This is a genomic window from Streptomyces sp. NPDC050636 (genome assembly GCF_040654775.1).
GTDB lineage: Bacteria > Actinomycetota > Actinomycetes > Streptomycetales > Streptomycetaceae > Streptomyces.
The window spans coordinates 95,479-119,038 of sequence record NZ_JBFAIP010000005.1 but is presented as its reverse complement, the minus strand read 5'-3'; the positions used below and the strand labels follow the sequence as shown (position 1 = coordinate 119,038).

Here is a 23,560-nt window from a genome sequence, read left to right as displayed (position 1 = left end):
ACCCCGTACGCAACTTGATCAGACGACCATGGAAACAGGTCGGATGAATCGGGACTGGTTCGTTCCAAGGGGCTGCGGATCGGCACCGTGGACGCCGTAGTCTGGGGAACGCACGTAATGGAACTGCTGCCGGCCGGCCGCCCCAGGGAGGCCGGACCGGTTGGAAGGAGGCGCTGGGTGATCGAGCTTGAGGGGGTTCCCGAGCTGATCGACCCGGTCATGGTCGCCGCGTTCGAAGGCTGGAACGACGCCGGTGATGCCGCTTCCGCCGCGGTCGCACACCTGGACCGGGAATGGAAGGGCGAGGTCTTCGCCGCGCTCGACGCGGAGGACTACTACGACTTCCAGGTGAACCGGCCGACCGTCTTCCTGGACGGCGGGGTACGCAAGATCACCTGGCCGACGACCCGGCTCTCCGTCGTCCGCGTCGGCGACTCGGACGGCAAGGGTCGGCAGCGCGATCTCGTCCTGGTCCGCGGCATCGAGCCCAGCATGCGCTGGCGCTCGTTCTGCAATGAAATCCTGGGCTTCGCCCATGAGTTGGGCGTCGAAATGCTGGTGGTGCTGGGCTCGCTGCTCGGCGACACCCCGCACACCCGGCCGGTGCCGGTCAGCGGTGTCACCTCCGACGCGGATCTGGCCGGCCGGCTGGATCTTGAGGAGTCGCGCTACGAAGGCCCCACGGGCATCGTCGGCATCCTCCAGGAGGCGTGCACCCACGCGGGCGTTCCGGCGGTGAGCCTGTGGGCGGCCGTGCCGCACTACGTCTCCCAGCCGCCCAACCCGAAGGCCAGCCTCGCCCTGCTCAACCGCCTGGAGGACCTGCTCGACGTCCGTATCCCGCTCGGCGAGCTGAGCGAGGACGCGCGCGCCTGGCAGCTGGGCGTGGACCAACTGGCGGCCGAGGACAGCGAGGTCGCCGAGTACGTCCAGTCGCTGGAGGAGGCCCGGGACACCGCCGAGCTGCCGGAGGCGTCCGGCGAGGCGATTGCCCGCGAGTTCGAGCGCTATCTGCGCCGCCGTGACCCGCAGTCAGGACCGGGCGTGGCAGCGGAGGGCGGGCTCGCCGACGGCCGCGACGCCTCGTTCCTGCGCGACACGACCAGCGGCCGCACCCGGCCGCCGCGGCCCGCGCCCAAGGAGCCACGCGAGCCCAAGCCGCCCGAGGACACGGCGGAGCGGCGGGACACCACCAAGGAGTCCCCGGGTTCTTCGGACGTCCCGGACGACACCGGGCCGGGCAGCGCCGCCAAGCCCGAGGACGGCCCGGAGGACACCGAGCGCTGAGCGAGGCCGGGCACTGAGCGGAAGCCGGGCACTGAGCTAAGAGGGGCGCCCCCGCCACACGGCGGAGGCGCCCCCAGGCGTAAGGAGACGGTCAGCGGCCGACCGTCACAGGGCCACGCCCAGGAGGGCGTCGACGGTGCGGGACACCAGACCGGGGGCGGACTCGTCCGTTCCACCGTCGGCCTGTTGGGCGACGGCCCAGCGGTCGACGGCCGCGAGGGCGGCCGGCGAGTCCAGGTCGTCGGCGAGGGCCGTACGGATCTCCTCCAGCAGGGCGTCGGCGGACGGGCCGTCGGGGCGGGAGACGGCGGCACGCCAGCGCGCCAGCCGCTCCACGGCCTCGTCCAGCACCGCGTCGGTCCACTCCCAGTCGCTGCGGTAGTGGTGCGCGAGCAGCGCCAGCCGGATGGCGGCCGGGTCGGTGCCGTCCCGCCGCACCCTGGAGACAAAGACCAGATTGCCCTTGGACTTGGACATCTTCTCGCCGTTCAGAGCCACCATCCCGGCGTGCACATACGCCTTGGCGAACGGGTACTCGCCGGTGAGCGCCTGGGCGTGCGAGGCGCCCATCTCGTGGTGCGGGAAGGCGAGGTCGGAGCCGCCGCCCTGAACGTCGAAGCCCATGCCGAAGTGGTCCAGGGCGATGGCGACGCACTCGATGTGCCAGCCGGGCCGGCCGCGGCCCAGCGAGCCGCCGTCCCAGCTCGGCTCACCGTCGCGGGCGGCCATCCACAGCATCGGGTCGAGCGGGTTCTTCTTGCCCTCCCGCTCGGGGTCGCCGCCGCGCTCGGCGGACAGCAGCCGCATCGCCGCGGCGTCCAGTCCGGAGACCTCACCGAAGTGGGCGTCGGACTCCACGGAGAAGTAGATGTCACCGTCCAGTTCGTACGCGGCACCGGCGTCGCGCAGCCGCTCCACCAAGGGGACGATGCCGGGTATCGCCTCGACGGCGCCTATGTAGTGGCGGGGCGGCAGCATCCGCAGGGCCGTCATGTCCTCGCGGAACAGAGCGGTCTCGCGCTCGGCGAGCGCCGTCCAGTCGTCACCGGTCTTGGCAGCCCGCTCCAGCAGCGGATCGTCGACGTCGGTGACGTTCTGCACGTAGTGAACCTGGCGCTTCGTGTCGAGCCACACGCGCTGAACGAGGTCGAACGCGTTGTAGGTCGCCGCGTGCCCCATGTGGGTGGCGTCGTAAGGCGTGATGCCGCAGACGTAGATACGGGCGACGGGACCGGGATCGAGGGTTACCCGTCCGCCGGTCGCGGTGTCGTGGATCCTCAGGTCGCGGCCCTGACCAGGCAGGGCGGGGACCTCAGAAGCGGGCCATGCATGCATGCCTTGAGCGTAACCGGACGCATGTTCCGCATACGAACCGGACCAGGGGTGTTGGCCGGAAAGGCGGTCTTGTGATCGACGGGGAAACATGCAAGGGGTGCGCTGCGGAGGCTGCTCCCGGATCAGACCGGCGGCCAGGGGATCGCGGGCCACTGCCCGCTGGGCTCGGGGTGCCGGCCGGTCCGCAGCAGCCCGGCCACCCGCGCCCGCAGCGCCTCGATCTCGGCATCCGTGATCAGTTCGGCCAGTCGGGCGGCGAGCGGTGCGGCGGCCTCCAGCGCCTTCTGGAGATCCCGGAGCACCTTCAGCGCCTCATCGGTCAGCGGCTCCCCCGCCCACCCCCACAGGAGCGTGCGCAGCTTGTCCTCGGCGTTGAACGTCACACCGTGATCGATGGCGAAGAACCGTCCGCCGGCGGCGGGCAGCAGATGTCCGCCCTTGCGGTCGCCGTTGTTGATCACCGCGTCGAGCACCGCGAGCCGCCGCAGCCGCGGATCGTCGGCGTGCACCAGCAGCGCGGTGCGGCCCTGGCCGGTCTCCGCGAAGCCGACCGCCTTCCAGCCGGGCCCCGGCTCCTCGTCCTCCACCAGGGCCAGCAGCTCGGGGATCTCGTCCTCGGCGGTGTCGGCACCGTCGTCGCCGGGTGCCTCGATCCACTCCTGCACCATGCCGGTGCCGTACGGGCCGTCCCGCAGCACCGTCGTGGGAATCAGGTCCCAGCCGCAGGCCCGGGAGATCTCGTACGCGGCGACCTCGCGCTGGGCGAGCGTGCCGTCGGGGAAGTCCCACAGCGGGCGCTCGCCGGCGACCGGCTTGTAGACACAGGCGCCGGTGCGGCCACCGCGCTCGACCGTGCAGTAGAGCACGGCGTTGGACGCCCCCGTGATCTGTCCGCGTACGGTCAGCTCGCCGTCGGCGAGAAACGCGTCCGACAGCCCCGTGGCGCGCTCCGGACCGGGCCCCGGCGGCTCCTGCGCCGCCGCGGGTCCGGGCAGCGGCCCGGCGGGCTCGACCGGCTCCACAACGGGGTCCATGGCGCTCAGGCGTCCCGTCGGTATCCGTTCTGGCGCGGGCATACGTGTCCCTCCGTGTCGAGCGGCAGGCTGCACAGCGGGCAGGGCGGGCGCCCGGCGTTGACGACTTCGAGCGCGCGCTTGGCGAACGCCCTGGCCATCGTGCCGGTGAGGCGCACCCGCAGCATCGGCGGGCCGTTCTCGTCGTCCTGGAGCAGCCGCTCCTCGGCGTCCGCGAGGTCCTCGTCGCTGTCGGCCTCCAGCTCGACCAGCGCCTGCGCCTCGACGATCATCCGCTCGTCCTCGCCGTCCCAGGCCAGCGCCATGGTGCCGACCCGGAACTCCTCCTCGACGGGCGACTCCAGCGGGGCGGCGTCGGCCAGCTCGGGGGGCGAGACGGCGGGCACCGGGGTATTGCCGCCGCTGCGCCGTACCACCTCGTCCAGCAGCTCGTCGATCCGCTCGGCGAGGGCCGCGACCTGGGTCTTCTCCAGGGCGACGCTGGTGATGCGGCCGGCCGAGGTGGCCTGGAGGTAGAAGCTACGGCGGCCAGGCAGCCCGACCGTACCGGCCACGAAGCGGTCCGGCGCGTCGTAGAAGAACACCTGACGGGACAACGTCCTGCTCCGATTGCTCGACTGCGGGGTCACTGCGGTCGCTGCGCTGATCGCAGGGGCGTGGCGGGCAGCGCCGTCGCACCACCCTACTGCGCCCGCTGATCACGGTGCTCCCGCACCACCGCCGAGGGCCGCGTCCCGTTCCGTACCGGCCGCGCCCTCGTCCTCGCGGGGCGCGAGCGAGCCAAAGTCACCGGTGTCGCCGAGGCGTACGAGGAAGGGGCGCAGCCGGGTGTAGCGGATCACGGTCACCGAGCAGGGCTCGACGGAGATCCGCTGGAACAGGTCGAGGTGCATGCCGAGGGCGTCCGCGACCAGGGATTTGATGATGTCGCCGTGCGAGCACATGACGTAGGCCGCCTCGGCGCCGTGCCCGGCCTCGATGCGGGCGTTCCAGTCCCGTACCGCGTCCACCGCGCGGGCCTGCATAGCGCGCATCGACTCGCCACCGGGGAAGGCGGCCGCGGACGGGTGGTGCTGGACGACCTCCATCAGCGGCTCGTCGTTCAGCTCGGCGAGTTTGCGGCCCGACCAGTCGCCGTAGTCGCATTCGCTGATCCGGTCCTCCGTGAACAGCGGAAGGCCGCGGCGGGCGTCCAGCAGCGGCCGCAGCGTCTCCTGGCAGCGCTGCAGCGGGCTGGAGACGGCGGCGGCCAGCGGGACCTGCGCCAGCCGTGCGGGCAGCGCCGCGGCCTGGGCGGCGCCCCGCTCGTCGAGGGCGACGCCGGGCGTCCGTCCCGCGAGCACGCCGGAGGTGTTGGCGGTGGAGCGGCCGTGCCGCAGCAGGATCAGCGTGGGCATGACGGCCAGCCTACGTTCCGGACAGGCATTCCTGGCAGGCAGCCGGACAACGGGTGAGAATGCCAGGTGTGATCGTGGACTGCGGCATCTACCGGGAGGGCCGCCGCACCGAGGGGCCGGCGGACTTCTGCGACGCCCTCGCCGAGGCACGGGCCGAGGGGCACTCCTTCATGTGGCTGGGGATGTACGAGCCGACACAGACCGAGTTCGACCGGGTCAGCAGCGATTTCGGGCTGCACCCGCTGGCGGTCGAGGACGCCCTGCACGCCCATCAGCGGCCGAAGCTGGAGGTGTACGACGATTCGCTGTTCATGGTGCTGAAGCCGGTCACGTACGACGACCAGGCCGACACGGTGACCGCCTCGGAGCTGATGGTCTTCGTCGGCGACTCGTTCGTGGTCACCGTCCGGCACGGCCAGGCCAGTCCGCTGGCGGCGGTGCGCAGACGGCTGGAGGACCATCCGGAGATCCTGCGGCACGGCCCGGGGGCGGTGCTCTACGCGGTCAGCGACGCGGTGGTCGACCATTACATCGAGGTCGCCGCCGAACTCCAGACGGACCTGGAGGAGTTGGAGGCCGAGGTGTTCGCCCCGGTCCGCGGCGACACCAGGAACACCGCGGCCCAGATCTACGCGTTCAAGCGCGAGGTCCTCGAATTCCGGCGCGCCACAGGCCCGTTGACGGAGCCGATGACCCGCCTCCAGAACCCCGGGGTGCCGTTCGTGCACGACCACGCCCGGCCGTTCTTCCGCGATGTCGGCGACCACCTCGCCCGCGCGAACGAGTCGGTGGAGGGCCTGGACCGGCTGCTCTCGGACATTCTCGCCGCCCATCTGGCGCAGATGGGCGTCCGGCAGAACGACGACATGCGCAAGATCTCGGCATGGGCGGCGCTCGCGGCCGTACCCACCCTCATCGCCGGTGTCTACGGCATGAACTTCGACGAGATGCCCGAGCTGAAATGGCACCTGGGCTATCCGGCGATCCTGCTGTTCATGGCCGTCGTCGAGGTGTCGCTGTACCGGCTGTTCAAGCGCCGCGGCTGGCTGTGAGCCCGGCGGGCCTGCCGGGATCCGGTGTTGCGGCCCCGGGGCCCGGCCGGCTCAGGCGAACTCCGGCACGGAGGTGGCGGGGCCGCTCAGCGCGTCCCGGCGCTCGGGCATCCGCAGGCTGACCATCCGGTGCCAGCCGGCCAGCCGCTCATAGGCGTACACCGCCCGGATGCCCGCGGCGAGCACCGCGGACTTGGCCGCGGGCCATTTCAGGATGCGGCCCATGTGGTCCATCACCGCCAGGCTGACGTCGCGGTAGACCGCGATCTCGGCGAGCGCGCTGTCGCGCAGCAGCCCCTGGATGGTCCGGCCGTGCCCGGCGCGGGCCAGCCGCAGCAGCTCCTCGTGGCAGTAGGCCAGATGGTTGTCCTCGTCGCTGGAGATCATCTGGACGGCCTTGCCCAGCTCGGGGTGGTCGCCGAAGTACGTCTTCAGCATCACCATCTGCTCGGAGGCGCGCTGCTCGGTGACCCGGCTGTGGGCGAGGTAGGCGACGATGTCGTACTCGGTGAGGGGCTCGTCGCGGCGCAGCTTGTCGTGTGCCAGGCCGATGCCCTGTCGCTCCAGCAGCATGGTGTAGTCGGCGGCCTCGGGGACCTCGGTGGGGGTCAGACCACGCTTGTGCAGCAGGGCGTTGAAGATTCTGCCGTGCTTGTCCTCGTCGGCGCCGTGCCGGGTGACCTTGGGCGCGAGCTCGCGCTGGGACGGGGGGAGGAGTGCGGCGATCCGGCCGTTCTCCCAGCCTCCCTGGGCCTCGCCGCTGGCCGCGATGGAACAGAACAGCCGGTAGGACTCGTCGTTGTCGAAGATCTCCTGGAACAGGCTTCTGGCCGAGAACATCTGCGCCACCTCCGAACGGACACACCTGCAAACGAAAAGTCAACTGTGGTGTGTCATCAGAGGCAACCGGAGAGCCGGTCCATTCGGCCGTTCGAACGACGCGCCTCCTGGTGTCCGGGCGTAACCAGCGCGCCCACCGGGGCGTTGTGCTGCGTGACGGCCGTGGCGGGGAAGACCCCCCGAGCCCCCACCACGGCCGCAGCGCTTCACCCGCCCGGCGCCTGATCGGCGCCGGGCCTTTCCGTTGCTCCGGTTACGGGCGGTGTACGGGCCGGCTTGCGCACGGGCCGCCGGCACGCTCTCCCGTCACACGCTCCCGTACCGCATTCCGTCACGCCAGCCCGGCGCGCTCCAGGGCCTCGGTGCCCGCTCGCAGCGCCGCGACCCGCTCGTCCAGCGTGAAGCCCGCGGGCGCCAGCGTCAGCGTGGTGACACCGGCCGCCGCATAGGCCTGCATCCGCTCGGCGATCCGCTCCACGGAGCCGAGCAGCGTGGTCTGGTCGATCAGCCGCTCGGGGATCGCGGCGGCCGCGCCGTCCTTGTCACCGGACAGGTACTTGTCCTGGATCTCGGCGGCTTCCTTCTCGTAACCCATGCGCTGGGCAAGCTTGTTGTAGAAGTTCTGCTTACGGCTGCCCATGCCGCCGACGTACAGCGCGGTGTACGGACGGAACATGTCGGCCAGCGCACTGACGTCCTTGTCCTCGCCCAGGGCCAGCGGCAGCGTCGGACAGACATCGAACCCGTCCATCGTCTTCCCTGCCTTCTCGCGGCCCGCCCGGAGGTGGGAGATCGCGGTCTCCTCCAGGTGGTCGGCGGAGGGGAAGATCAGCAGCGCGCCGTCGGCGATCTCGCCGGTCTGCTCCAGGTTCTTGGGGCCGATCGCCGCGACGTAGAGCGGGATGTGCTCGCGCTGCGGGTGCACGGTGAGCTTGAGCGGCTTGCCGGGGCCGCCGGGCAGCGGCAGCGTCCAGTGCTGGCCCTCGTAGGACAGCCGCTCGCGCGACATGGCCTTGCGCACGATGTCGACGTACTCACGGGTGCGCGCCAGCGGCTTGTCGAACTTGACGCCGTACCAGCCCTCGGAGACCTGCGGCCCCGAGACGCCCAGCCCGAGCCGGAAGCGGCCGCCGGAGAGGGAGTCCAGCGTCGCGGCGGTCATCGCGGTCATCGCGGGCGTACGCGCCGGGATCTGGAAGATCGCCGAGCCGATGTCGATGCGCTCGGTCTGGGCGGCGACCCAGGAGAGCACCGAGGGAGCGTCGGAGCCGTAGGCCTCGGCGGCCCAGCAGACCGAGTAGCCGAGGCGGTCGGCCTCCTGCGCCACCGCGAGATTGTCGGAGTCCATCCCGGCACCCCAGTAGCCGAGGTTGATGCCAAGCCTCATGCCGCTCCCCTTACTGATCAGTAACGTCGCTGTTGCGGGGACTCTAGCGCGCGGCGGCTCGTGCCGTCATCGGCGGGTTATCCACAGGTCCCCTGATCCGGACGTGCGGCGCGTAATCTCAAGGCCCATGGAGCAAAGGCACCTCGGCCGTACGGGCCTTCGTGTGTCCCGCCTCGGGCTCGGCACCCTGAACTGGGCGCGTGACACGGACGAGCAGGAAGCCGCCGACCAGCTCAAGACGTTCTGGGAGGCCGGCGGCACCCTCGTCGACACCGCCGACATCTATGCCGACGGCGGTGCCGAGTACCTCCTGGGCCGGCTGTCCGAGGAGCTGGTCCCCCGCGCTGACCTGGTGATCGCGACCAAGGCGGGCAGCGTCCTGGAGACGGACCGCCGCGTCGACGGCTCCCGGCGCCATCTCCTGGCCGCCCTGGACGCCTCCCTGGAGCGGCTGGGGACCGACTACGTCGACCTGTGGCAGCTGCACTCCTTTGACCCGCACACCCCGCTGGAGGAGACGCTCCAGGCCCTCGACCTCGCCGTCACCAGCGGCCGGGCGCGCTATGCGGGCCTGTCGAACTTCTCCGGCTGGCAGCTCGCCAAGGCCGCCACGTGGCAGCTCGCGGCACCGGGCCTCCGCACCCGGCTGGCGAGCACGCAGATGGAGTACTCCCTCCTCCAGCGCGGCATCGAGCGCGAGGTGCTGCCCGCGGCCCTCGATCTCGGCGTCGGCCTGCTGCCGTCCTCACCACTCGGCCGTGGCGTGCTCACCGGCAAGTACCGGCATGCCACGCCGGCCGACTCGCGCGGCGCCTCGGACCATCTCGCGCCGTTCGTCGCGCCGTACCTCGACGAGCCGGCGGGCCGGATCGTCGAAGCGGTCACCACCGCCGCCGACGGCCTGGCCGCCACCCCGCTCCAGGTCGCCCTCGCATGGGTCCGCGACCGTCCCGGCGTCACCGCCCCGATCGTGGGTGCGCGTACTGCGCAGCAGCTCAGAGCGGCATTGTCAGTGGAGCCCCTTAGTCTTCCTGACGAGATTCGCCGGGCGCTGGACGATGTGTCAGCTCCGGTGCACCACTATCCCGATCACGACTGGAGCACGCTGTGAGTACCGACCGCCTCGCCGGCGAGACCCCGCCCGAGCAGGAGGCCGCGCCCGGCACTACGGACGGCCGGTCGTCAGAGGCCGGTTCCGGCGCGGCGGCCGGATCTGGTGCGGCAGCCGGATCTGATGCGGCAGCCGGATCTGATGCGGCGGCCGGGTCCGGCGCGGACGCGGTGAGTGCCGGGCCGGAGGCCGCCCCGGGCGGCGCGGAGAACGGCACTGCGGCGGCCGGGTCCGCCGCGAAGACGGCAGCGGCCCTGGCGGCAGCGGTGCGTGCCGTCGAAAGCGGCGAGCGATCGGCCGCTTCGTTCTTCAACGAGGCGCCGCGCGCCGCCAAACCGGCCGCCGCCGCTGCCGGGCCGCGGAAGGATGCCCCGGCCGCCGGAGAACGCACCACCCCGGCCGGACCGGCGCGCCCGGTGCCGGACGCGGCACGCGAGCGCGGGGCGAGCGCGACCGCAGGGCCGTCCGCCGCGCCCGTCGTGGACGGCGGCGCTCCCGGGGACGCCATCCCGCAAACCCCGGCGGCCCCCCGTTCCGCCATGGCGACGGCCCCCGGAATCGACGGCGTACGGCAGGTCCTCGCGGCGGGCGGTGCTCCGGAGGCGCTGGCGGAGAAGGCCGCCGAGGTGCTGGGTGAGCGAGCCGCCGAGGCGCTCAGCGCCGACCCGTGGCAGCTGCTCACCGTGCCCGGGGTGCGCCCCGAGCAGGCCGACGGTTTCGCCCGTGCGCTGCTCGGCCCCGCCTGCGGTCCGGGCGACGAGCGGCGCGGCCAGGCGCTGGTCGGCTGGCTGCTGGAGCAGGCCGCCGTCGCGGGGCACTCCGCTCTGGAGGCGCCCGCGCTGCGCGCGGCGCTCGCCCAGCGAGGCGTGCCGGACCCCGACGACGCCCTCCAGACGGCGATCGCCGACGGCGCGGTGCTGGTCTTCCAGGACGCGATCGACACCCCGGGCCAGGCCAGGCCCAGCGCGGGCGACGACGAAGAGGCGGAGCAGCCGGTCCGGATCCTGCTCGGCCTGGACCGCTTCGCGATGGCCGAGGAGAGCGTCGCGGACGGCCTGGCCCGCCTGCTCAACACTTTCGAGCCGCCGACGGAAGCGGAGCAGGACGAGGCGGCGGGTGACGCGGCTGCGGGTGACGCGTCAGCGGACGCCCCGGCGGCTGACGGGGCAACCGCTGACTTGGACGCCGGCAGCAGCGACAGCGGCGCGGCGGAGACACCCCACGCAGACGCCGCCCACCCCGACGAAGAGCCCGGCCACCGCCCCGCCCGGCCCTCCGCCGCCGACTGGGACGGCGTGGCGGGTGCCGCTCCGTCGCCGTCGGCCGCGGAGCTGATCCGGGCCGCCGCGCACAGCGGCCTGGTGGCACACACCGGCGCCGAGGCGGCCCGCGCCGAGCCCGCCGCGCTGATCGCCGCGGCCCGCTCGCTGGGCCTGCGGGCCTACGGCGCCACGCACGGCGAGAACGGCCGCCGGCGCCTGGCGGCGGCCCTCGCCGAGACGGCGGGCGCTCCGGCGGGCGCCGAGGGCCCCGGCGCGGCGGCCGTGACCGTCTCCGGCCTGCTCGCCGGGCGGGAGGGCCCCGGCCGGGACGCGGACGGCGCGCTGGCGCTCGATCTGCTGGTCGTGCTGGACGCGCCGCAGCTGGATCTGGAGACCGCCGCGATGCTGGTCGAGTCGCTGACCGACGGGACCCGGCTGGTGCTCAGCGGCGACCCCGGCGTCCTGTGGTCCGCCGGTCCCGGCCGGCTGTTCGCCGACCTTCTCGCGGCCCGGTTCTGCCCCCAGGTCGCGTCCCGTACCCCGGACTTCGGCCCGATCGGGGAGCTGGTGTCGGGCATCGGCATCGGCGAACTCGGCCAGGTCGAGGCGCCCGGCAAGGAGGTGGTGACCGTCCCGGTGCGCAACGCCGGGGAGGCGGTGCACCGCACCGTCCAGCTGGTCGCCGACTCGGTACCACGGGCGCTGGGCGTCCCCGCCGACCAGACGCAGGTCATCACGGTCGGCCATGGCGGCGCGGCCGGCACCCGCGCGCTGAACGCCGCCCTCAAGGAGCGCCTCAACCCCGGCCCCGGCCGCTTCGGCGGTTTCGACCCCGGTGACCGCGTCGCGTACGCCCCGGCGGCCGGCCGCACCCTGCCCGGCACGGTCACCGGCGCGGACGCCGCCGGCCTGCACCTCGACTGCGCCGGTACGGCCGTCGTGGTGCCGCGCGAGCAGGTCGGCGCCGGTGCGGTACGGCACAGCTGGGCGCTCACCGCACATCAGGCGGCCGGGATGCGCTGGCCCGCCGCGGTGGTCGTACTGCCCGGTGACGCCGCGGGCGGCCTGACCCGCGCCTGGGTGTACACCGCCTTCAGCCGCGCCGAGCGGCATCTGTCGGTCGTGCAGGGCGTGGACCAGGCGCTGCCGCGCGCGGTCGCCGAAGTGCCCGTCAAGGAGCGCACCACCCGGCTGCGGACCCTGCTGCAGATGCAGAGCGGCGCGGCGGACCCGGCGGCGGGCTGAGCCCCGTACACCGGAGACCACGGCAAACGCCGCCGCCCCGGCCCGTCAGGAGTACGTGGAACGTACCGACGGACCGGGGCGGCGGCGCGAGCGGGGCGGCATCCGGGCCCAGGCGGGCCCTGCCCCGTCAGCGCTCCTTGTCGAGCGCCTCCAGCAGGTCGTCGTCGCCCAGCTCCTCGTCGAAGACCGCGCTGACGTCGAAGCGGCACACCACCCGCTCGGGATCCGCCTGGTCGAACGGTGTGGACAGCCACTCCCCCGGCTCGGCCGGGTCGTCGGCGGCCGCCACCCACAGCGTGGAGTCGCCCTCCTCCAGGCCGAACTCCTTGTGCCGGGAGGCGATCTCGTCCGGTTCGAACTCCCCGAACAGCACGCCGAGCGCCGCATGCACGCTGGTGCCGACGACACCGGCGGCGTCGGCGCGCCCGGCCCCGTTGCCCACCGCCTCGTCGGCGGCGTCCGGATCGAGATCGGCGATGCGCTGTGCCTGATGCAGCAGCCGCTGCGGTTCGGCGACGGTGTAGTCGCGCCGGATGAGCACGTTCAGCGCACTCGGCTCCTCCGGGCCCGCGTACGCCGGCAGCGTGTCGCTCCCGGGGATCTCGAAGGGGGTGACCTCGTCGTAGGTGTCGTACAGCAGCTCGTCGTACACCTCAGCCGCCGCGGCGAGCTCGTCGAACGCGGCGTAGACGGCCGGATCGTCCGGCCCCGAGCGGCGTTCGACCGCGTCGAGGTGACGGTCCAGCGCGGCTTTGACCGCCTCGGCGGCGGCACGTACCTCGGCAGCGGAAGGCTGCGCAGCATCAGACATAGTGCAGACGCTATCCGTACCGGGGCCGGTCCCGCACAATAGATGCGATGCCGGAATACGAATTCTGCGATGTGTATGTGCCTCGGGGGGTCTCCCGGAAGGCCGCCACACGCCTGCTGACCGACCATGCCGAGTACGGACACTGGGAGTTGGACCGACTTCGTCTCAACCCCGACGGGAGCCGCCGGGTGCGGCTGCGCCGCCGGATCATCCGACAGCTCCGGGCCACGTGGTGAACGCCGGCGCCGTGTGAACACAGCAGAACGGGCCCCGTCACCACGAGGCCCGCTCTTTTGTGCGCGCTGTGCGCTATGTGATGCCCGTCACCTGCGCGCGCTGCGTGCCCGGCGGTAGATCACGGCTCCGCCGAGCAGCAGCCCGGCGCTCATCGGCACGGCGTAGCCGATCGTCCCGGCGCCGGTGTGGGCGAGCTGCCCACCGCCCTCGGCCTCGGTCTTGGGCGCCGCGGGCGTCGTGACGATCTCCGAGCGCGGCTCGGACTCGGCCTGCGGCCGCATCCCCGAGGTGCCCGGACCGTTCCGGTGCTCAGGCGCCGAAGGCTGTCCGGAATCCGACGGCTGCTCCGGGTTCCCCGGCTGCTCAGCCTTCGGCGGGTGGTGCCCGTCGCGGTCCTGAGGGTAGTCCGGGCCCGTCGGCGGCAGCGTCGACGACCCGTCCCCGCAGTCGTTGTCGAACGCCGGGTTGAGCAGCCCGACCACGTCAACGCTGTTGCCGCAGGCGTTGACCGACAGATTGACCGGCGCCTGCACGTTGTTGCCGGACGCCACACCGGGCGAATGCGCGGTGTGGCCCGAGGCGCCGGCGCCGTGGCGCCCGCTGTCGCCGCCCCGGTGCTTGCCGCTCTTTCCGTGGTGGTCGTGGTGATCGCCACCCTGCGGACCCCGGTGCTTGCCACCGCCGTCGTTGGCGCACTTGTTCCCGAATGTGGGGTTGAGCAGTCCGACGACATTGATGCTGTTGCCGCAGGCGTTGACCTCTACGTCGACCGGTGCCTGGACGTTGTTGCCGGACGCCACACCGGGCGAATGCGCCGCGCCTCCGCTGGCTCCCGAGTCCGCGTGTGCGTAGCCGCCGACGGCGGCGAGTACACCGCCCGCGGCCGCGATCGTGATCAGGCCCTTTCTTGCGACCTGTCTCATAGGTTGCTCCCTGCCTTGATGCCTTACCGGAATGCGCGCGAGCACAAGTCGACGTGGATCCACGGAGATACACGGCGAGAGGTACCCGCTCGCAGAAATACCCAGAAGCTCCGGAATGCATGACGCGCATTCCGGAGCCGAACCGACCAGACCTTTACGGGTACAGATGCAGCGTCAAAATGTCACTTGTTGACGCAGTAGTTGCCGAAGGCGGGGTTCAGCACCCCGATGACGGAGATCGTGTTGCCACAGGCGTTCACCGGGACATGGACCGGCACCTGAACGACGTTGCCGGAAGCGACGCCCGGGGAATTCACGGCAGCGCCCTGGGCACCCGCGTCAGCAACCGCCAGGCCCGCACCGGCGAGCACAAAACCACTGGCTACTGCCGCCGCAGCGACGACCTTCTTGATCATCAATCCTCCTCATAGGCAATGCGATCCCAGCCGCGGACCGCATATACGACAACGAGGAAATCAACGCCGACGCCACGGATGCATCACCACGTTCACTCTTTTCAGCGAAGTCGGCGCGAACGGCAGGAAATCCGCGCCGAATTCGGCTGAGGCTCAGCTCTGTTCGATGAATCGGTCGAGTACCCGCACTCCGAACTTCAGTCCGTCCACCGGCACCCGCTCGTCCACACCATGGAACATCCCCGCGAAGTCCAGCTCGGGCGGCAGCTTCAGCGGCGCGAAGCCGAAGCCGCGGATCCCGAGGTCGTCGAAGGACTTGGCGTCCGTACCACCGGAGAGCATGTACGGCACGGCGCGCGCGATCGGGTCCTCGGCCTGTAGCGCCGACTGCATCGCCTCGACCAGGGCGCCGTCGAAGGTGGTCTCCAGCGCCTTGTCGGTGTGCACGTCCTCGCGCTTGACCCGGGGGCCGAGAATCCGGTCCAGGTCGGCGAGGAACTCCTCCTCGTAGCCCGGCAGGAAGCGGCCGTCGATATGCGCGGTCGCCTGGCCCGGGATGACGTTGACCTTGTAGCCGGCGCCCAGTTGCGTCGGGTTGGCGGTGTTCTTGAGTGTGGCGCCGATCATCTTGGCGATGCCGCCGAGCTTGGCCAGCGTGGCGTCCATGTCCTCCGGGTCGAGCTCGGTACCGAGCGCGTCACCGAGCTCGTCCAGGAAGGCCCGCAGGGTCTTGGTCACCCGCACCGGGAACTCGTGCCGCCCCAACCGCCCGACTGCTTCGGACAGTTCAGTGATCGCATTGTCCTTGTGGATCATCGACCCGTGTCCGGCGGAGCCGTCCACGGTCAGCTTCATCCAGTGCATGCCCTTCTGCGCCGTCTCGACGAGATAGAGCCGCAGCTGCTCGTTGACGGTGAAGGAGAAGCCGCCGACCTCGCTGATCGCCTCGGTCACGCCCTCGAAGAGGCCCGGGTGCTTGTCGACGAGATAGCGGGCGCCGTAGGTGCCGCCCGCTTCCTCGTCCGCCAGGAAGGCCAGCACGATGTCGCGCGGCGGCTTACGCCCCGTGCGCAGCCGGTCACGGACGACGGCCAACGTCATCGCGTCCATGTCCTTCATGTCGACCGCACCCCGGCCCCAGACGCACCCGTCGGCGATCTCGCCGGAGAACGGGTCGTGCGTCCAGTCCGCGGCGTTGGCCGGCACCACGTCCGTATGCCCGTGGATCAGCAGCGCGGGCCGGGACGGGTCCGCACCCTCGATCCGGGCCACGGTCGAGGCACGGCCCTTGTGGGACTCGAAGATCTGCGGCTCCAGACCGACCTCTGCGAGCTTCTCCGCGACATATTCGGCGGCCACCCGCTCACCCGGGCCCGAGTGGTCGCCGTAGTTGCTGGTGTCGATCCTGATCAGGTCCCGGCACAGGTCGACGACCTCGTCCTCGCCGGTGACCGTACGGGCGGGCTGCGACTCACTCATGCCGGAACCTCGCTTCGCTCGGCCCGCATGCGCGAGGGCTCGCACCGTTCCATGGATCGCTCGCGGAGCTCGCTCATGCCGAAACCTCGCTTCGCTCGGCCCCGCATGCGCGGGGGCTCGCACCTTTCCATGGTTCGCTCGCGGAGCTCGCTCACATTGCCTCCTCTTGGTTCACGGCCGCGGCGCGCTCCCGAGGAGCACGGACCGCGGCGGGGGTCCACCGCCATCCTCCACCTCCGGAGCGCTGCGCCCAAGGCCGCAATATTCCCGACATGCCCTGGTCACAGCCCCGTGCCTGGCCGAAAGTGCGGGTGATCGACCACCCCGGAAGGTTTGCTATTGTTTTCCACGTCGGAACGGCCCAGCCGGAACGGCAGACACCTTGTCCGGGTGGCGGAATGGCAGACGCGCTAGCTTGAGGTGCTAGTGCCCTTTATCGGGCGTGGGGGTTCAAGTCCCCCCTCGGACACCACGAAGGCCCTCGCGAAGAACTCGCGGGGGTCTTTCTCGTGCCTGCGCGCGGCGTGCGCCGCCATGCCGCCTTCCCGCCACCACCGCCCCGTATTTGCCATGCGCTCGCCCGCTGTCCCTGCGTAGGGTGCGCAGGGATTCACGGAGGGCGAGAGGGGCGGCAGTGCTGATTTTCGATGCAGATGACACGTTGTGGGAGAACAACGTGATCTTCGAGCGGGTCATCGACGAGTTCCTGGAGTGGATGGCGCATCCCGGGCTCGACCGGGACGGGGTACGGGCGGCGCTCGACGGGATCGAGGCGGCGAACGCCGTGACGCACGGGTATGGCAGCAAGGTGTTTCTGCGCAGCCTCGGGGAGTGTGTGGCGCGGCTGCGGGGGCGGGCGGTGACGGCCGAGGAGTCGGCGCGAATCTCCGGGTGGGCAGCGGCCTTCGACGGGGACCGGGTGGAGCTGATTCCCGGGGTGGCGGAGACGCTGGCCGAGCTGGCGCGGCGGCATGAACTGCTGCTGCTGACCAAGGGTGACACGGAGGAGCAGGAGCGGAAGGTGGCGGCGTCGGGGCTGACGCGGCACTTCCGGGGTGTGCACATCGTGGCGGAGAAGGAGATGGCCACGTACGAGGAGTTGACCCGCGCGTATGAGCTGGTGCCGGCCGCGACGTGGATGATCGGGAACTCCCCGAAGTCGGACATCCTGCCCGCGCGGGCGGCCGGTCTGAACGCGGTCTTCATCCCGAACGATCACACCTGGGTGCTGGAGCACAGCGAGCTCGATCCGGACGACAAGAAGGTGCTGCAGCTGTCGGCGTTCGACGAGTTGCTGCGGCACTTCTGAGAGAGGGGAACAGGGGTGAGTGGCGTGAGTGGGGCGGGGCCCAAGGTGTCCTGTGTGTTCGTATGCCATGACGGGGGCGGGCGGGTGCTACTGGCGCGTCGGAGCGCGGGGGCCCGGGACGAGCCGGGGACATGGGACTGCGGCGCCGGGGCACTGGAGTTCGGCGAGACGTTTGAGTCGGCCGTGACGCGGGAGGTGCGGGAGGAATACGGTGTGCGGCCGCTCGGAATGGAGCACATCGGAGTGCGCAATGTGCTGCGCGGCGATCCGGTCGACTCTCACTGGGTCGCGCTGGTCTTCGCCGTACAGGTGGCGCCGGGCGAGGTGACGATCGGCGAGCCTCACAAGTTCGACGCGCTGGAGTGGTTTGCGCCCAACGCGCTGCCGGCGCCGCTGCATTCACAGTGCGGGGAGAGTCTGGCCATGTTCGGCGCGTTCGCCGCGGAGGACGCGGGCTAGAGGAAGCGGGGGCTGGGGACCGGGCCGGGTGCGGGGGCCCGGTCGCGGGGGCTTGGCGCGGTGATCGCCTCGATCGTGCGTCGCGCGGATTCGAGCAGCTGCTCGTCGCCGCGCATCTCGGCGTCTGCGGAGCCGGCGTTCAAGGGGATCCGGGTGTTCCGGGCGATGAGGTCGCGTAGTTGCGGAAGAGCGGGGGTCGCGTGCTCTCCCATGGCCGCGAGGGTGTCCATCGCGCGGGGGCCGAACAAGTCGTCGTCGAGGAATTGCGGCAGCACGGCCAGCAGGTCGCCGGCGGCCGCCGGGCCTTCGTGGCGCCACAGTGCCAGGGAACCGTGGACCCGCATGGCGCTGGGGCGCGCGAAGACATACGTCCGCAGCTGGGCGGACTGGTCCGCGTCGAGTCCGCCGTGGTCGAGGAGCCAGCGGAAGAGGGCGGAGTGGTCGGGCACATAGCGGCGCTTCGCGGCGCGGGTGCGCAGGTGGTGCAGATAGCGCTCGATGGGGGCGCGGTCGCCGGTGATGCGGGAGAGGGCGAGGGAGACGTGGCCCGCGCGCCATGTCACGTCGTCCGCGAGGGATTCGAGGAGGGGCACCGCGGGCGCGGCTGGGGCCCCGATCCGGCCGAGGGCACCGACGAGCGATGACCTCGTCGAGGTGTCGCGGCCGGCGGCCAGGGTGGCGCGGAATGCGTTGATCAGGTCGGGGGTGCAGGCGGCGGCTGCCGGGCCGAGGTGGTGGATGAGGTGGGCGGCGAGCGGTAGCGACGCCTCGTTGTCCGAGCGGAGCAACTTCCTTATGAGCGGTGTGAGTTCGGCGGGGTCGAGGGCGTCGGACCGCAGCAGGCCCCGGACTGCGGCGCCTGCCCCGGGGGGCGGGTCGCCTGCCGACAGCCGATTGCGGACGGCGGAGGCGGCCCGTGCGTCGCCGCTGGTGGCCAGGGCGTAGGCGATCGTCCAGGTGGTGGAGTCGGTGGTGGTTGTCGTGGGCAGAAGCGCGGCCAGATCGTCGGCCGTCGCACGGGTGGCGGTCCGGGAGGCGCAGAGGGTGTCCACGGCCAGGTCGCGCAGGCCGGGCGGCGCGGTGTGGAGAAGTGGGACGAGACGCGGGGCCAGGGTGGCGGGTGCGGCTCGCCATTCCTGGAAGGCGCGGCGGGCCAGGTCCGCACCGACCCGCTGTCCGTACGGGCCCGCGGCGCCTGCCAGGAGCCGGGTGGCGGTGGCGTAGCAGGCCGTCTCCCGGCCCTGTCGGAACAGGGCGCCGGCCCAGCGATGACCGACGGTCAGCACACGGTCGGCGTCGGTGGCCGGTGGTTCGGCCGGTGGACCGGTGGACGCGTCCGAGAGGGCGGCGACCTCCGCCTCCGCCTGAGCGTCCAGTTCGGGCCACCGCTCCCCCGGCGCGGACGCCAACTCCTCGACGCAGGCGAGCAGCCGGATTTCCGGGAGGGGGTCGGAGCGCAGCGGTCCGGGCGGGTAAGGGGTGTCGGGGTCACGGAACAGGGCGTCTGCGAGGGCGATGCGGGTGACCAGGTCGGTCAGCGTGTCCAGTGCCGTCCGGACCCGGTCCGTGCCGCCGGCGCGGACGAGGAGGCGGGCCGCCGCCCGGCGGACGTCCGGGTCAGGGTCGCGGAGCCTGGCCGATGCCGCCTCGATCGGGCCCTGCCATGGCCTGCGCCGGTTGAAGGTCAGCTCGCCGAGCAGGGCGAGCGCGGTGCGGCGCGCCGCGGGGCGGGTCGAGTCGGTGAGCGCGATCAGCGCGTGGGTGACCGGGCCGTCCGGATCGGTGTGCAGCGCTTCGAAGGCGGTGGTTCTGGCCGGGCTGCCCGGGGAGAGTACGGATCCGTCGACGACCGCCGCGATCACTGCAGCGACACTGCCGTGTTCGGCGGCGGACGGGGCGGAGACCGGGTCCTGGCCCGGCGTCCGCGAGGTCATCGGGTGGGGCGGTGGCCGCCCTTCCTGTAGATCATGCGAAGGATCATGACCTACGGGAAGGGAATCGGCAACCGGTTTGCGGGTGGGTGAGTGAGTGGTGCGCCACGCGCCTACAGCGGTTCGATACCGGTCAGTTCACCGTCCTCCAGCGCCAGCCAGCGGGTGATACCGAGCTCTCTCAGGAACGTCAGATCGTGACTGACGACTACGAGCGCGCCCTCGTAGGACTCCAGGGCCGTGACGAGCCGGCGCACCGACGCCATGTCGAGGTTGTTCGTCGGCTCGTCGAGCATCAGGAGCTGCGGTGCCGGTTCGGCCAGCATCAGCGCGGCGAGCGAGGCGCGGAAGCGTTCGCCGCCGGAGAGCGTGCCGGCCTGCTGGTCGGCGCGGGCGCCCTTGAACAGGAAGCGGGCGAGCCGGGCCCGGATGCGGTTGTTGGTGGCGTCCGGGGCGAAGCGGGCGACGTTCTCGACGACCGTCAGTGCGTTGTCGAGCACCTCCAGCCGCTGCGGGAGGAAGCGGTACGGGACGTGCGCTTCCGCCGCGCCGTCCAGCGGCGGGAGCTCGCCCGCGATCGTCCGCAGCAGGGTCGTCTTGCCGGAGCCGTTGTGGCCGGTCAGGGCGATCCGTTCGGGGCCGCGGACCTCCAGGTGGGCGTGCGCGCCGTACTGCACCCGCAGGTCGCGCAGGGTGAGGACGGTACGGCCCGGCGGTACCGCGGTGTGCGGCAGATCGATGCGGATCTCATCGTCGTCCCGGACCGCCTCGGCGGCCTCGTCGAGCCGTTCCCTGGCCTCCTTGAGGCGTTCGGTGTGCATGATGCGGTGTTTGCCCGCGGAGACCTGTGCCTCCCTCTTGCGCTCGTTCATGACGATCTTCGGCTCGCGCTTGTTGGCGTTCATCTTGTTGCCGTAGCGGACCCGGCGGGCCAACTTGACGTGGGCGTCGGCCAGTTCACGCTTCTGGCGCTGCACATCGGCCTCGGCGACCCGCACCATCCGCTCGGCCGCGTCCTGCTCGACGGCCAGCGCCTGTTCGTACGCGGTGAAGTTGCCGCCGTACCAGTGGACCTCTCCGCCGCGGAGATCCGCGATCCGGTCGACGAGTTCGAGGAGTTCGCGGTCGTGGCTGACGACGACGAGTACGCCGGACCATCCGGCGACGGCGTCGTACAGCCGCCGGCGTGCCGCGCGGTCGAGGTTGTTCGTGGGCTCGTCCAGCAGCAGAACGTCCGGTCGGCGCAGCAGCAGCGCGGCCAGCCGCAGCAGTACGGACTCGCCGCCGGACAACTCGCCGATGGTCCGGTCGAGGTCGATGCCGTGCAGCCCGAGCTGGTCGAGGGTGGCGCGGGCGCGCTCCTCGACGTCCCAGTCGTCGCCGATGGCGGTGAAGTGCTCCTCGCTCGCGTCGCCGCCCTCGATGGCGTGCAGGGCGGCGCGCGCGGCGGCGATGCCGAGCGCCTCGTCGACGCGTAGGCCCGTGTCGAGCGGGGCGTGCTGCGGGAGACAGGCGACCTCGCCGGCGACCTTGACGCTGCCCGCGGTCGGGGTCAGCTCGCCCGCGATGAGCTTCAACAGCGTTGACTTCCCTGCTCCGTTGAGGCCGATGAGGCCCGTACGGCCGGGGCCCACGGCGAGTTGGAAACCGTCCAGGACAGGGGTGCCGTCGGGCCAGGCGAAGCCGAGGCCGGTGCAGACGATGGAGGTGGCGGACGTGGATGGCGTGGGCGGCTTAGACATAGGGGTCTCCTTGGCGCGCGTGAGGGGTGAGCGGGCAATGCGCTGGGAGACACCGCGTCGGAACGCCGAGGTGCGCCGGGGTACGCCGGGGTACGCCGTAGCGGGTACGCCGAGGTCGCGGACGGGCGGCCGCGTGATGCCGGAAATCGCAGAGCGAATGGCATGTCGCGGGCGCGGTGTCTCAGGACCTCAGACGAGCAACGGCCTTCTCCAATCGGGGCGGTGGCGGCCTTGAAGCCGTGAACCGATAACGACAGTACTAAGGCCGCCACCAAAACGCAAACGCTATTTTTGTTGCGTTTACAAGGAGCGAGGACGGAGGCGTACGCGCGCCGGGCCGGTCGCCTGGAGGGTGATCCCGGCGGAGACCGGCACCTCCTCGTCCACCGCCTCCAGTTCGTACGCGCGCAGCAGTGTCGCCAGCGCCAGCACCGACTCCAGCATCGAGAAGTGCTGCCCGATGCAGGCGCGCGGACCGCCGCCGAACGGGAACCAGGCGTAGCGGTGCCGGCCCGCCTCGCGCTCGGGGGTGAAGCGGTCCGGATCGAAGCGTTCCGGGTCTTCCCACAGCTGCGGGGCACGGTGCGTGACCCATGGCGCGACGACGACATCCGCCCCGGCCGGGATGCGGAATCCGCCGATCTCGGTGGCCGCCACGGCCCGACGGCTGACCACCGGGGCCGGCGGATACAGCCGCATGGCCTCCTTGAGCGCCCGTGTCACGCACGGGAGGCGGTCCAGGTCGGCGGCCGTGGGCGTGCCGCCCGCCAGGACCCGGTCGATCTCGGCGCGGACCCGTGCCTGCTCCTCGGGGTGCCTGGCGAGGAGATGGAGAGTGAAGGCCAGGGAGATCGCGGTGGTTTCATGGCCGGCCAGCAGAAAGATCAGCACCTGTTCGCGGACCTCGGTCGCGTCGAGGGAGCCGTCTTCCTCGTTGCCCGCCGCGGCGAGGAGCGAGAGCAGATCGTCGGCGGACCGAGGGCGTCCCCGCTCCCTCTCCCCCGAGTTCACGGTGCCGACCGCCGCGCGCCGTTCGGCGATGATGCGGTCGCAGACGGCGGTCACTTCCGCGGTGGCTTCCCGCGCGCGCCGGTTGCCAGGGGTGGGCCACTCGCGTGGGACCTTCAGGGGCACGTAAGCGCGCCGCACGACATAGTCGTTGATGACCGGCGCACACCGGTGGATGACGTCCACGGCTGCTTCCACATCCGTACCGAAGAGGATCCGCGAGACGGTGCGCAGCGCGAACCGGTTCATCTCGCTGACGAGGTCGACGGTGGTGTCGTCAGCCGTCCGCCAGCGCTCGGCGATGACACCGGCCTCGGTCGTCACGGCCGCCGCGTAGCCGTCGACCCGGCGCTTGGTGAACAGCGGCTGCACCAGCCGCCGCTGCCGGAGGTAGTCGGCGTCCTGGCTGGTGAGCAGGCCGTTGCCGAAGGACTGCCGGACCTCCTCGTAGAGCGGGTGGTCCTTGCGGAAGTTGGCGGCCTCCGAGGCCAGGATCTGCTGGACGCCCTGCGGCGAGAACACGGCGTGGAACACACTGCGCAGGCCGGGCGGGCCGGCCTGGAGGCGGACCACATCGCCGTGTTCGCGGTGGGCGTGTAAGAAGGCGCCCAGTGAGTCGCGGCGGAGGTCGAGCATCGAGCCGAGGACGGGGAGGCCGGCCGGGCCGGGTATCTCGGGCCCCGATGCGGAACCGGCATGGGGGTGGGGGTGGGACTCGGTGATGGGCATGCTCGGTTCTCTATCCCGAATGCCGGGGTTCGTATCCCGAATGCCGGGATTCCTATCCCCCAATTCCCGGGTTCCTTTCCCGAATGTCCGGGTCCCCCTCCCGAAGTCCTGCGCCGGACCGTCACCCGTAGCATGGGCCGGATGATCACCAAGCGTTCCGGCCGGTCGGCCGCCGAAACCCCGTGCCGGGTCACCGTCTGCCGCGGCTGCTGCTGCGGCGACGCGGCCAAGATCCCGGGCGTCGACCACGCAGAGCAGATACCGAGGCTGCGGGCGGCCCTCGACGGCGCGGCGCCGGTACGCGCCTCGGAGTGCCTGGACGTGTGCGACCAGGCGAATGTGGTCGTGGTCCAGCCGTCGGCGGCGGGCCGGGCCGCGGGCGGGCGGCCGGTCTGGCTGGGTCTGGTCAACGATGACGACGCGCTGGCGGACATCGCGGCCTGGATCCGCGCCGGCGGACCGGGGATCGCGGAGCCGCCCGGGGTGCTCGACCTGTACGCGATGACCGTGTCACGGCGGGTGCGGGAGGGGCTGGAGAGCTGAGGGCCGGGCTTGAGCCAGGCTTG

21 protein-coding genes and 1 tRNA gene are annotated in these 23,560 nt (G+C 71.8%); 9 read left to right on the top strand and 13 right to left on the bottom strand.

From position 1 onward, the window contains the following. The first annotated feature begins 177 nt into the window (after window positions 1-177). Complete coding sequence (locus tag AB0I10_RS07730) at window positions 178-1,287, top strand: PAC2 family protein (RefSeq protein ID WP_363151432.1); 1,110 nt, start codon at window positions 178-180, stop codon at window positions 1,285-1,287. A 105-nt stretch (window positions 1,288-1,392) separates the two neighbouring features. Here AB0I10_RS07730 and mshC read toward each other — a convergent pair whose 3' ends face one another. The 4 genes from mshC to AB0I10_RS07710 all read right to left on the bottom strand — a co-directional run bounded on the left by mshC (window position 1,393) and on the right by AB0I10_RS07710 (window position 5,053). Then, window positions 1,393-2,622: a cysteine--1-D-myo-inosityl 2-amino-2-deoxy-alpha-D-glucopyranoside ligase gene (gene mshC, locus AB0I10_RS07725; RefSeq protein ID WP_363151431.1), complete on the bottom strand. Its 1,230-nt coding sequence runs from the start codon at window positions 2,620-2,622 to the stop codon at window positions 1,393-1,395. 122 nt (window positions 2,623-2,744) lie between these two features. Further along, on the bottom strand, window positions 2,745-3,698 hold the full coding sequence (locus AB0I10_RS07720; RefSeq protein WP_363151430.1) for an SCO1664 family protein: 954 nt from the start codon (window positions 3,696-3,698) through the stop codon (window positions 2,745-2,747). Beyond that, complete coding sequence (locus AB0I10_RS07715) at window positions 3,662-4,252, bottom strand: DUF3090 domain-containing protein (RefSeq protein ID WP_363151429.1); 591 nt, start codon at window positions 4,250-4,252, stop codon at window positions 3,662-3,664. Before AB0I10_RS07715 ends, AB0I10_RS07720 begins: the two co-directional genes overlap by 37 nt. 102 nt (window positions 4,253-4,354) lie before the next feature. Next, a complete protein-coding gene (locus AB0I10_RS07710) occupies window positions 4,355-5,053 on the bottom strand; it encodes a histidine phosphatase family protein (protein WP_363151428.1) in 699 nt (232 codons plus the stop codon). Between the two features lie 59 nt (window positions 5,054-5,112). Here AB0I10_RS07710 and corA point away from each other — a divergent pair, with 59 nt between their 5' ends. Beyond that, window positions 5,113-6,105 (top strand): magnesium/cobalt transporter CorA, encoded by a 993-nt coding sequence (gene corA / locus AB0I10_RS07705; protein WP_363151427.1) that lies wholly within the window; start codon window positions 5,113-5,115, stop codon window positions 6,103-6,105. A 51-nt stretch (window positions 6,106-6,156) separates the two neighbouring features. On the opposite strand, the gene AB0I10_RS07700 is transcribed toward corA, so the two are convergent. After that, entirely contained in the window at window positions 6,157-6,945 is a 789-nt protein-coding gene (locus tag AB0I10_RS07700; RefSeq protein WP_363151426.1) for a ferritin-like domain-containing protein, read from the bottom strand. A 331-nt stretch (window positions 6,946-7,276) separates the two neighbouring features. Next, window positions 7,277-8,332 (bottom strand): LLM class F420-dependent oxidoreductase, encoded by a 1,056-nt coding sequence (locus AB0I10_RS07695; protein ID WP_363151425.1) that lies wholly within the window; start codon window positions 8,330-8,332, stop codon window positions 7,277-7,279. A gap of 127 nt (window positions 8,333-8,459) precedes the next feature. Between AB0I10_RS07695 and AB0I10_RS07690 the strand changes: the two genes are divergently transcribed. Further along, window positions 8,460-9,443: an aldo/keto reductase gene (locus AB0I10_RS07690; RefSeq protein ID WP_363151424.1), complete on the top strand. Its 984-nt coding sequence runs from the start codon at window positions 8,460-8,462 to the stop codon at window positions 9,441-9,443. Then, the gene (locus AB0I10_RS07685) at window positions 9,440-11,950 is read left to right on the top strand and encodes a helix-hairpin-helix domain-containing protein (RefSeq protein WP_363151423.1); all 2,511 of its coding nucleotides are present in this window, start codon (window positions 9,440-9,442) and stop codon (window positions 11,948-11,950) included. The genes AB0I10_RS07690 and AB0I10_RS07685 overlap by 4 nt, the downstream gene beginning before the upstream one ends. A gap of 127 nt (window positions 11,951-12,077) precedes the next feature. Here the strand turns inward: AB0I10_RS07685 and AB0I10_RS07680 are convergent, their stop codons facing one another. After that, complete coding sequence (locus AB0I10_RS07680; protein WP_363151422.1) at window positions 12,078-12,761, bottom strand: hypothetical protein; 684 nt, start codon at window positions 12,759-12,761, stop codon at window positions 12,078-12,080. 47 nt (window positions 12,762-12,808) lie between these two features. On the opposite strand from AB0I10_RS07680, the gene AB0I10_RS07675 reads away from it, so the two are divergent. Beyond that, a complete protein-coding gene (locus AB0I10_RS07675; protein WP_018537156.1) occupies window positions 12,809-12,997 on the top strand; it encodes a DUF5703 family protein in 189 nt (62 codons plus the stop codon). A gap of 87 nt (window positions 12,998-13,084) precedes the next feature. On the opposite strand, the gene AB0I10_RS07670 is transcribed toward AB0I10_RS07675, so the two are convergent. The 3 genes from AB0I10_RS07670 to AB0I10_RS07660 all read right to left on the bottom strand — a co-directional run bounded on the left by AB0I10_RS07670 (window position 13,085) and on the right by AB0I10_RS07660 (window position 15,816). Beyond that, a complete protein-coding gene (locus AB0I10_RS07670; protein ID WP_363151421.1) occupies window positions 13,085-13,921 on the bottom strand; it encodes a chaplin in 837 nt (278 codons plus the stop codon). Between the two features lie 182 nt (window positions 13,922-14,103). Further along, entirely contained in the window at window positions 14,104-14,337 is a 234-nt protein-coding gene (locus tag AB0I10_RS07665; protein ID WP_363151420.1) for a chaplin, read from the bottom strand. Between the two features lie 153 nt (window positions 14,338-14,490). Further along, window positions 14,491-15,816: a M20/M25/M40 family metallo-hydrolase gene (locus AB0I10_RS07660; protein ID WP_363151419.1), complete on the bottom strand. Its 1,326-nt coding sequence runs from the start codon at window positions 15,814-15,816 to the stop codon at window positions 14,491-14,493. A gap of 384 nt (window positions 15,817-16,200) precedes the next feature. On the opposite strand from AB0I10_RS07660, the gene AB0I10_RS07655 reads away from it, so the two are divergent. The 3 genes from AB0I10_RS07655 (at window position 16,201) to AB0I10_RS07645 (ending at window position 17,584) form a co-directional block, all read left to right on the top strand. After that, window positions 16,201-16,288: transfer RNA gene (locus tag AB0I10_RS07655), tRNA-Leu, on the top strand. Window positions 16,289-16,450: 162 nt separating this feature from the next. Further along, window positions 16,451-17,125 carry an HAD family hydrolase gene (locus AB0I10_RS07650; RefSeq protein WP_363151418.1) on the top strand — a complete coding sequence of 225 codons (675 nt, stop codon included), beginning with the start codon at window positions 16,451-16,453 and terminating at the stop codon, window positions 17,123-17,125. Window positions 17,126-17,179: 54 nt separating this feature from the next. Further along, window positions 17,180-17,584: an NUDIX domain-containing protein gene (locus AB0I10_RS07645; RefSeq protein WP_363151417.1), complete on the top strand. Its 405-nt coding sequence runs from the start codon at window positions 17,180-17,182 to the stop codon at window positions 17,582-17,584. Here AB0I10_RS07645 and AB0I10_RS07640 read toward each other — a convergent pair. The 3 genes from AB0I10_RS07640 to AB0I10_RS07630 all read right to left on the bottom strand — a co-directional run bounded on the left by AB0I10_RS07640 (window position 17,581) and on the right by AB0I10_RS07630 (window position 22,994). Then, window positions 17,581-19,518, bottom strand: coding sequence for a hypothetical protein (locus AB0I10_RS07640; protein ID WP_363151416.1), 1,938 nt, complete (start codon window positions 19,516-19,518; stop codon window positions 17,581-17,583). The two genes, AB0I10_RS07645 and AB0I10_RS07640, sit on opposite strands and share 4 nt — an antisense overlap. Before the next feature lie 110 nt (window positions 19,519-19,628). After that, window positions 19,629-21,257 carry an ABC-F family ATP-binding cassette domain-containing protein gene (locus tag AB0I10_RS07635; protein ID WP_363151415.1) on the bottom strand — a complete coding sequence of 543 codons (1,629 nt, stop codon included), beginning with the start codon at window positions 21,255-21,257 and terminating at the stop codon, window positions 19,629-19,631. Window positions 21,258-21,557: 300 nt separating this feature from the next. Beyond that, a complete protein-coding gene (locus AB0I10_RS07630; RefSeq protein ID WP_363151414.1) occupies window positions 21,558-22,994 on the bottom strand; it encodes a cytochrome P450 in 1,437 nt (478 codons plus the stop codon). A 141-nt stretch (window positions 22,995-23,135) separates the two neighbouring features. On the opposite strand from AB0I10_RS07630, the gene AB0I10_RS07625 reads away from it, so the two are divergent. Then, window positions 23,136-23,537 carry a (2Fe-2S) ferredoxin domain-containing protein gene (locus tag AB0I10_RS07625; RefSeq protein WP_363151413.1) on the top strand — a complete coding sequence of 134 codons (402 nt, stop codon included), beginning with the start codon at window positions 23,136-23,138 and terminating at the stop codon, window positions 23,535-23,537. Window positions 23,538-23,560: the final 23 nt, after the last annotated feature.

Bases quoted from the DNA above. Each gene is read 5' to 3' on its own strand.
- mshC (WP_363151431.1), bottom strand. From the start codon at position 2,622: ATGCATGCATGGCCCGCTTCTGAGGTCCCCGCCCTGCCTGGTCAGGGC.
- AB0I10_RS07720 (WP_363151430.1), bottom strand. From the start codon at position 3,698: ATGCCCGCGCCAGAACGGATACCGACGGGACGCCTGAGCGCCATGGAC.
- AB0I10_RS07710 (WP_363151428.1), bottom strand. From the start codon at position 5,053: ATGCCCACGCTGATCCTGCTGCGGCACGGCCGCTCCACCGCCAACACC.
- corA (WP_363151427.1), top strand. From the start codon at position 5,113: ATGCCAGGTGTGATCGTGGACTGCGGCATCTACCGGGAGGGCCGCCGC.
- AB0I10_RS07700 (WP_363151426.1), bottom strand. From the start codon at position 6,945: ATGTTCTCGGCCAGAAGCCTGTTCCAGGAGATCTTCGACAACGACGAG.
- AB0I10_RS07695 (WP_363151425.1), bottom strand. From the start codon at position 8,332: ATGAGGCTTGGCATCAACCTCGGCTACTGGGGTGCCGGGATGGACTCC.
- AB0I10_RS07690 (WP_363151424.1), top strand. From the start codon at position 8,460: ATGGAGCAAAGGCACCTCGGCCGTACGGGCCTTCGTGTGTCCCGCCTC.
- AB0I10_RS07680 (WP_363151422.1), bottom strand. From the start codon at position 12,761: ATGTCTGATGCTGCGCAGCCTTCCGCTGCCGAGGTACGTGCCGCCGCC.
- AB0I10_RS07675 (WP_018537156.1), top strand. From the start codon at position 12,809: ATGCCGGAATACGAATTCTGCGATGTGTATGTGCCTCGGGGGGTCTCC.
- AB0I10_RS07670 (WP_363151421.1), bottom strand. From the start codon at position 13,921: ATGAGACAGGTCGCAAGAAAGGGCCTGATCACGATCGCGGCCGCGGGC.
- AB0I10_RS07665 (WP_363151420.1), bottom strand. From the start codon at position 14,337: ATGATCAAGAAGGTCGTCGCTGCGGCGGCAGTAGCCAGTGGTTTTGTG.
- AB0I10_RS07660 (WP_363151419.1), bottom strand. From the start codon at position 15,816: ATGAGTGAGTCGCAGCCCGCCCGTACGGTCACCGGCGAGGACGAGGTC.
- AB0I10_RS07640 (WP_363151416.1), bottom strand. From the start codon at position 19,518: ATGACCTCGCGGACGCCGGGCCAGGACCCGGTCTCCGCCCCGTCCGCC.
- AB0I10_RS07635 (WP_363151415.1), bottom strand. From the start codon at position 21,257: ATGTCTAAGCCGCCCACGCCATCCACGTCCGCCACCTCCATCGTCTGC.
- AB0I10_RS07630 (WP_363151414.1), bottom strand. From the start codon at position 22,994: ATGCCCATCACCGAGTCCCACCCCCACCCCCATGCCGGTTCCGCATCG.
- AB0I10_RS07625 (WP_363151413.1), top strand. From the start codon at position 23,136: ATGATCACCAAGCGTTCCGGCCGGTCGGCCGCCGAAACCCCGTGCCGG.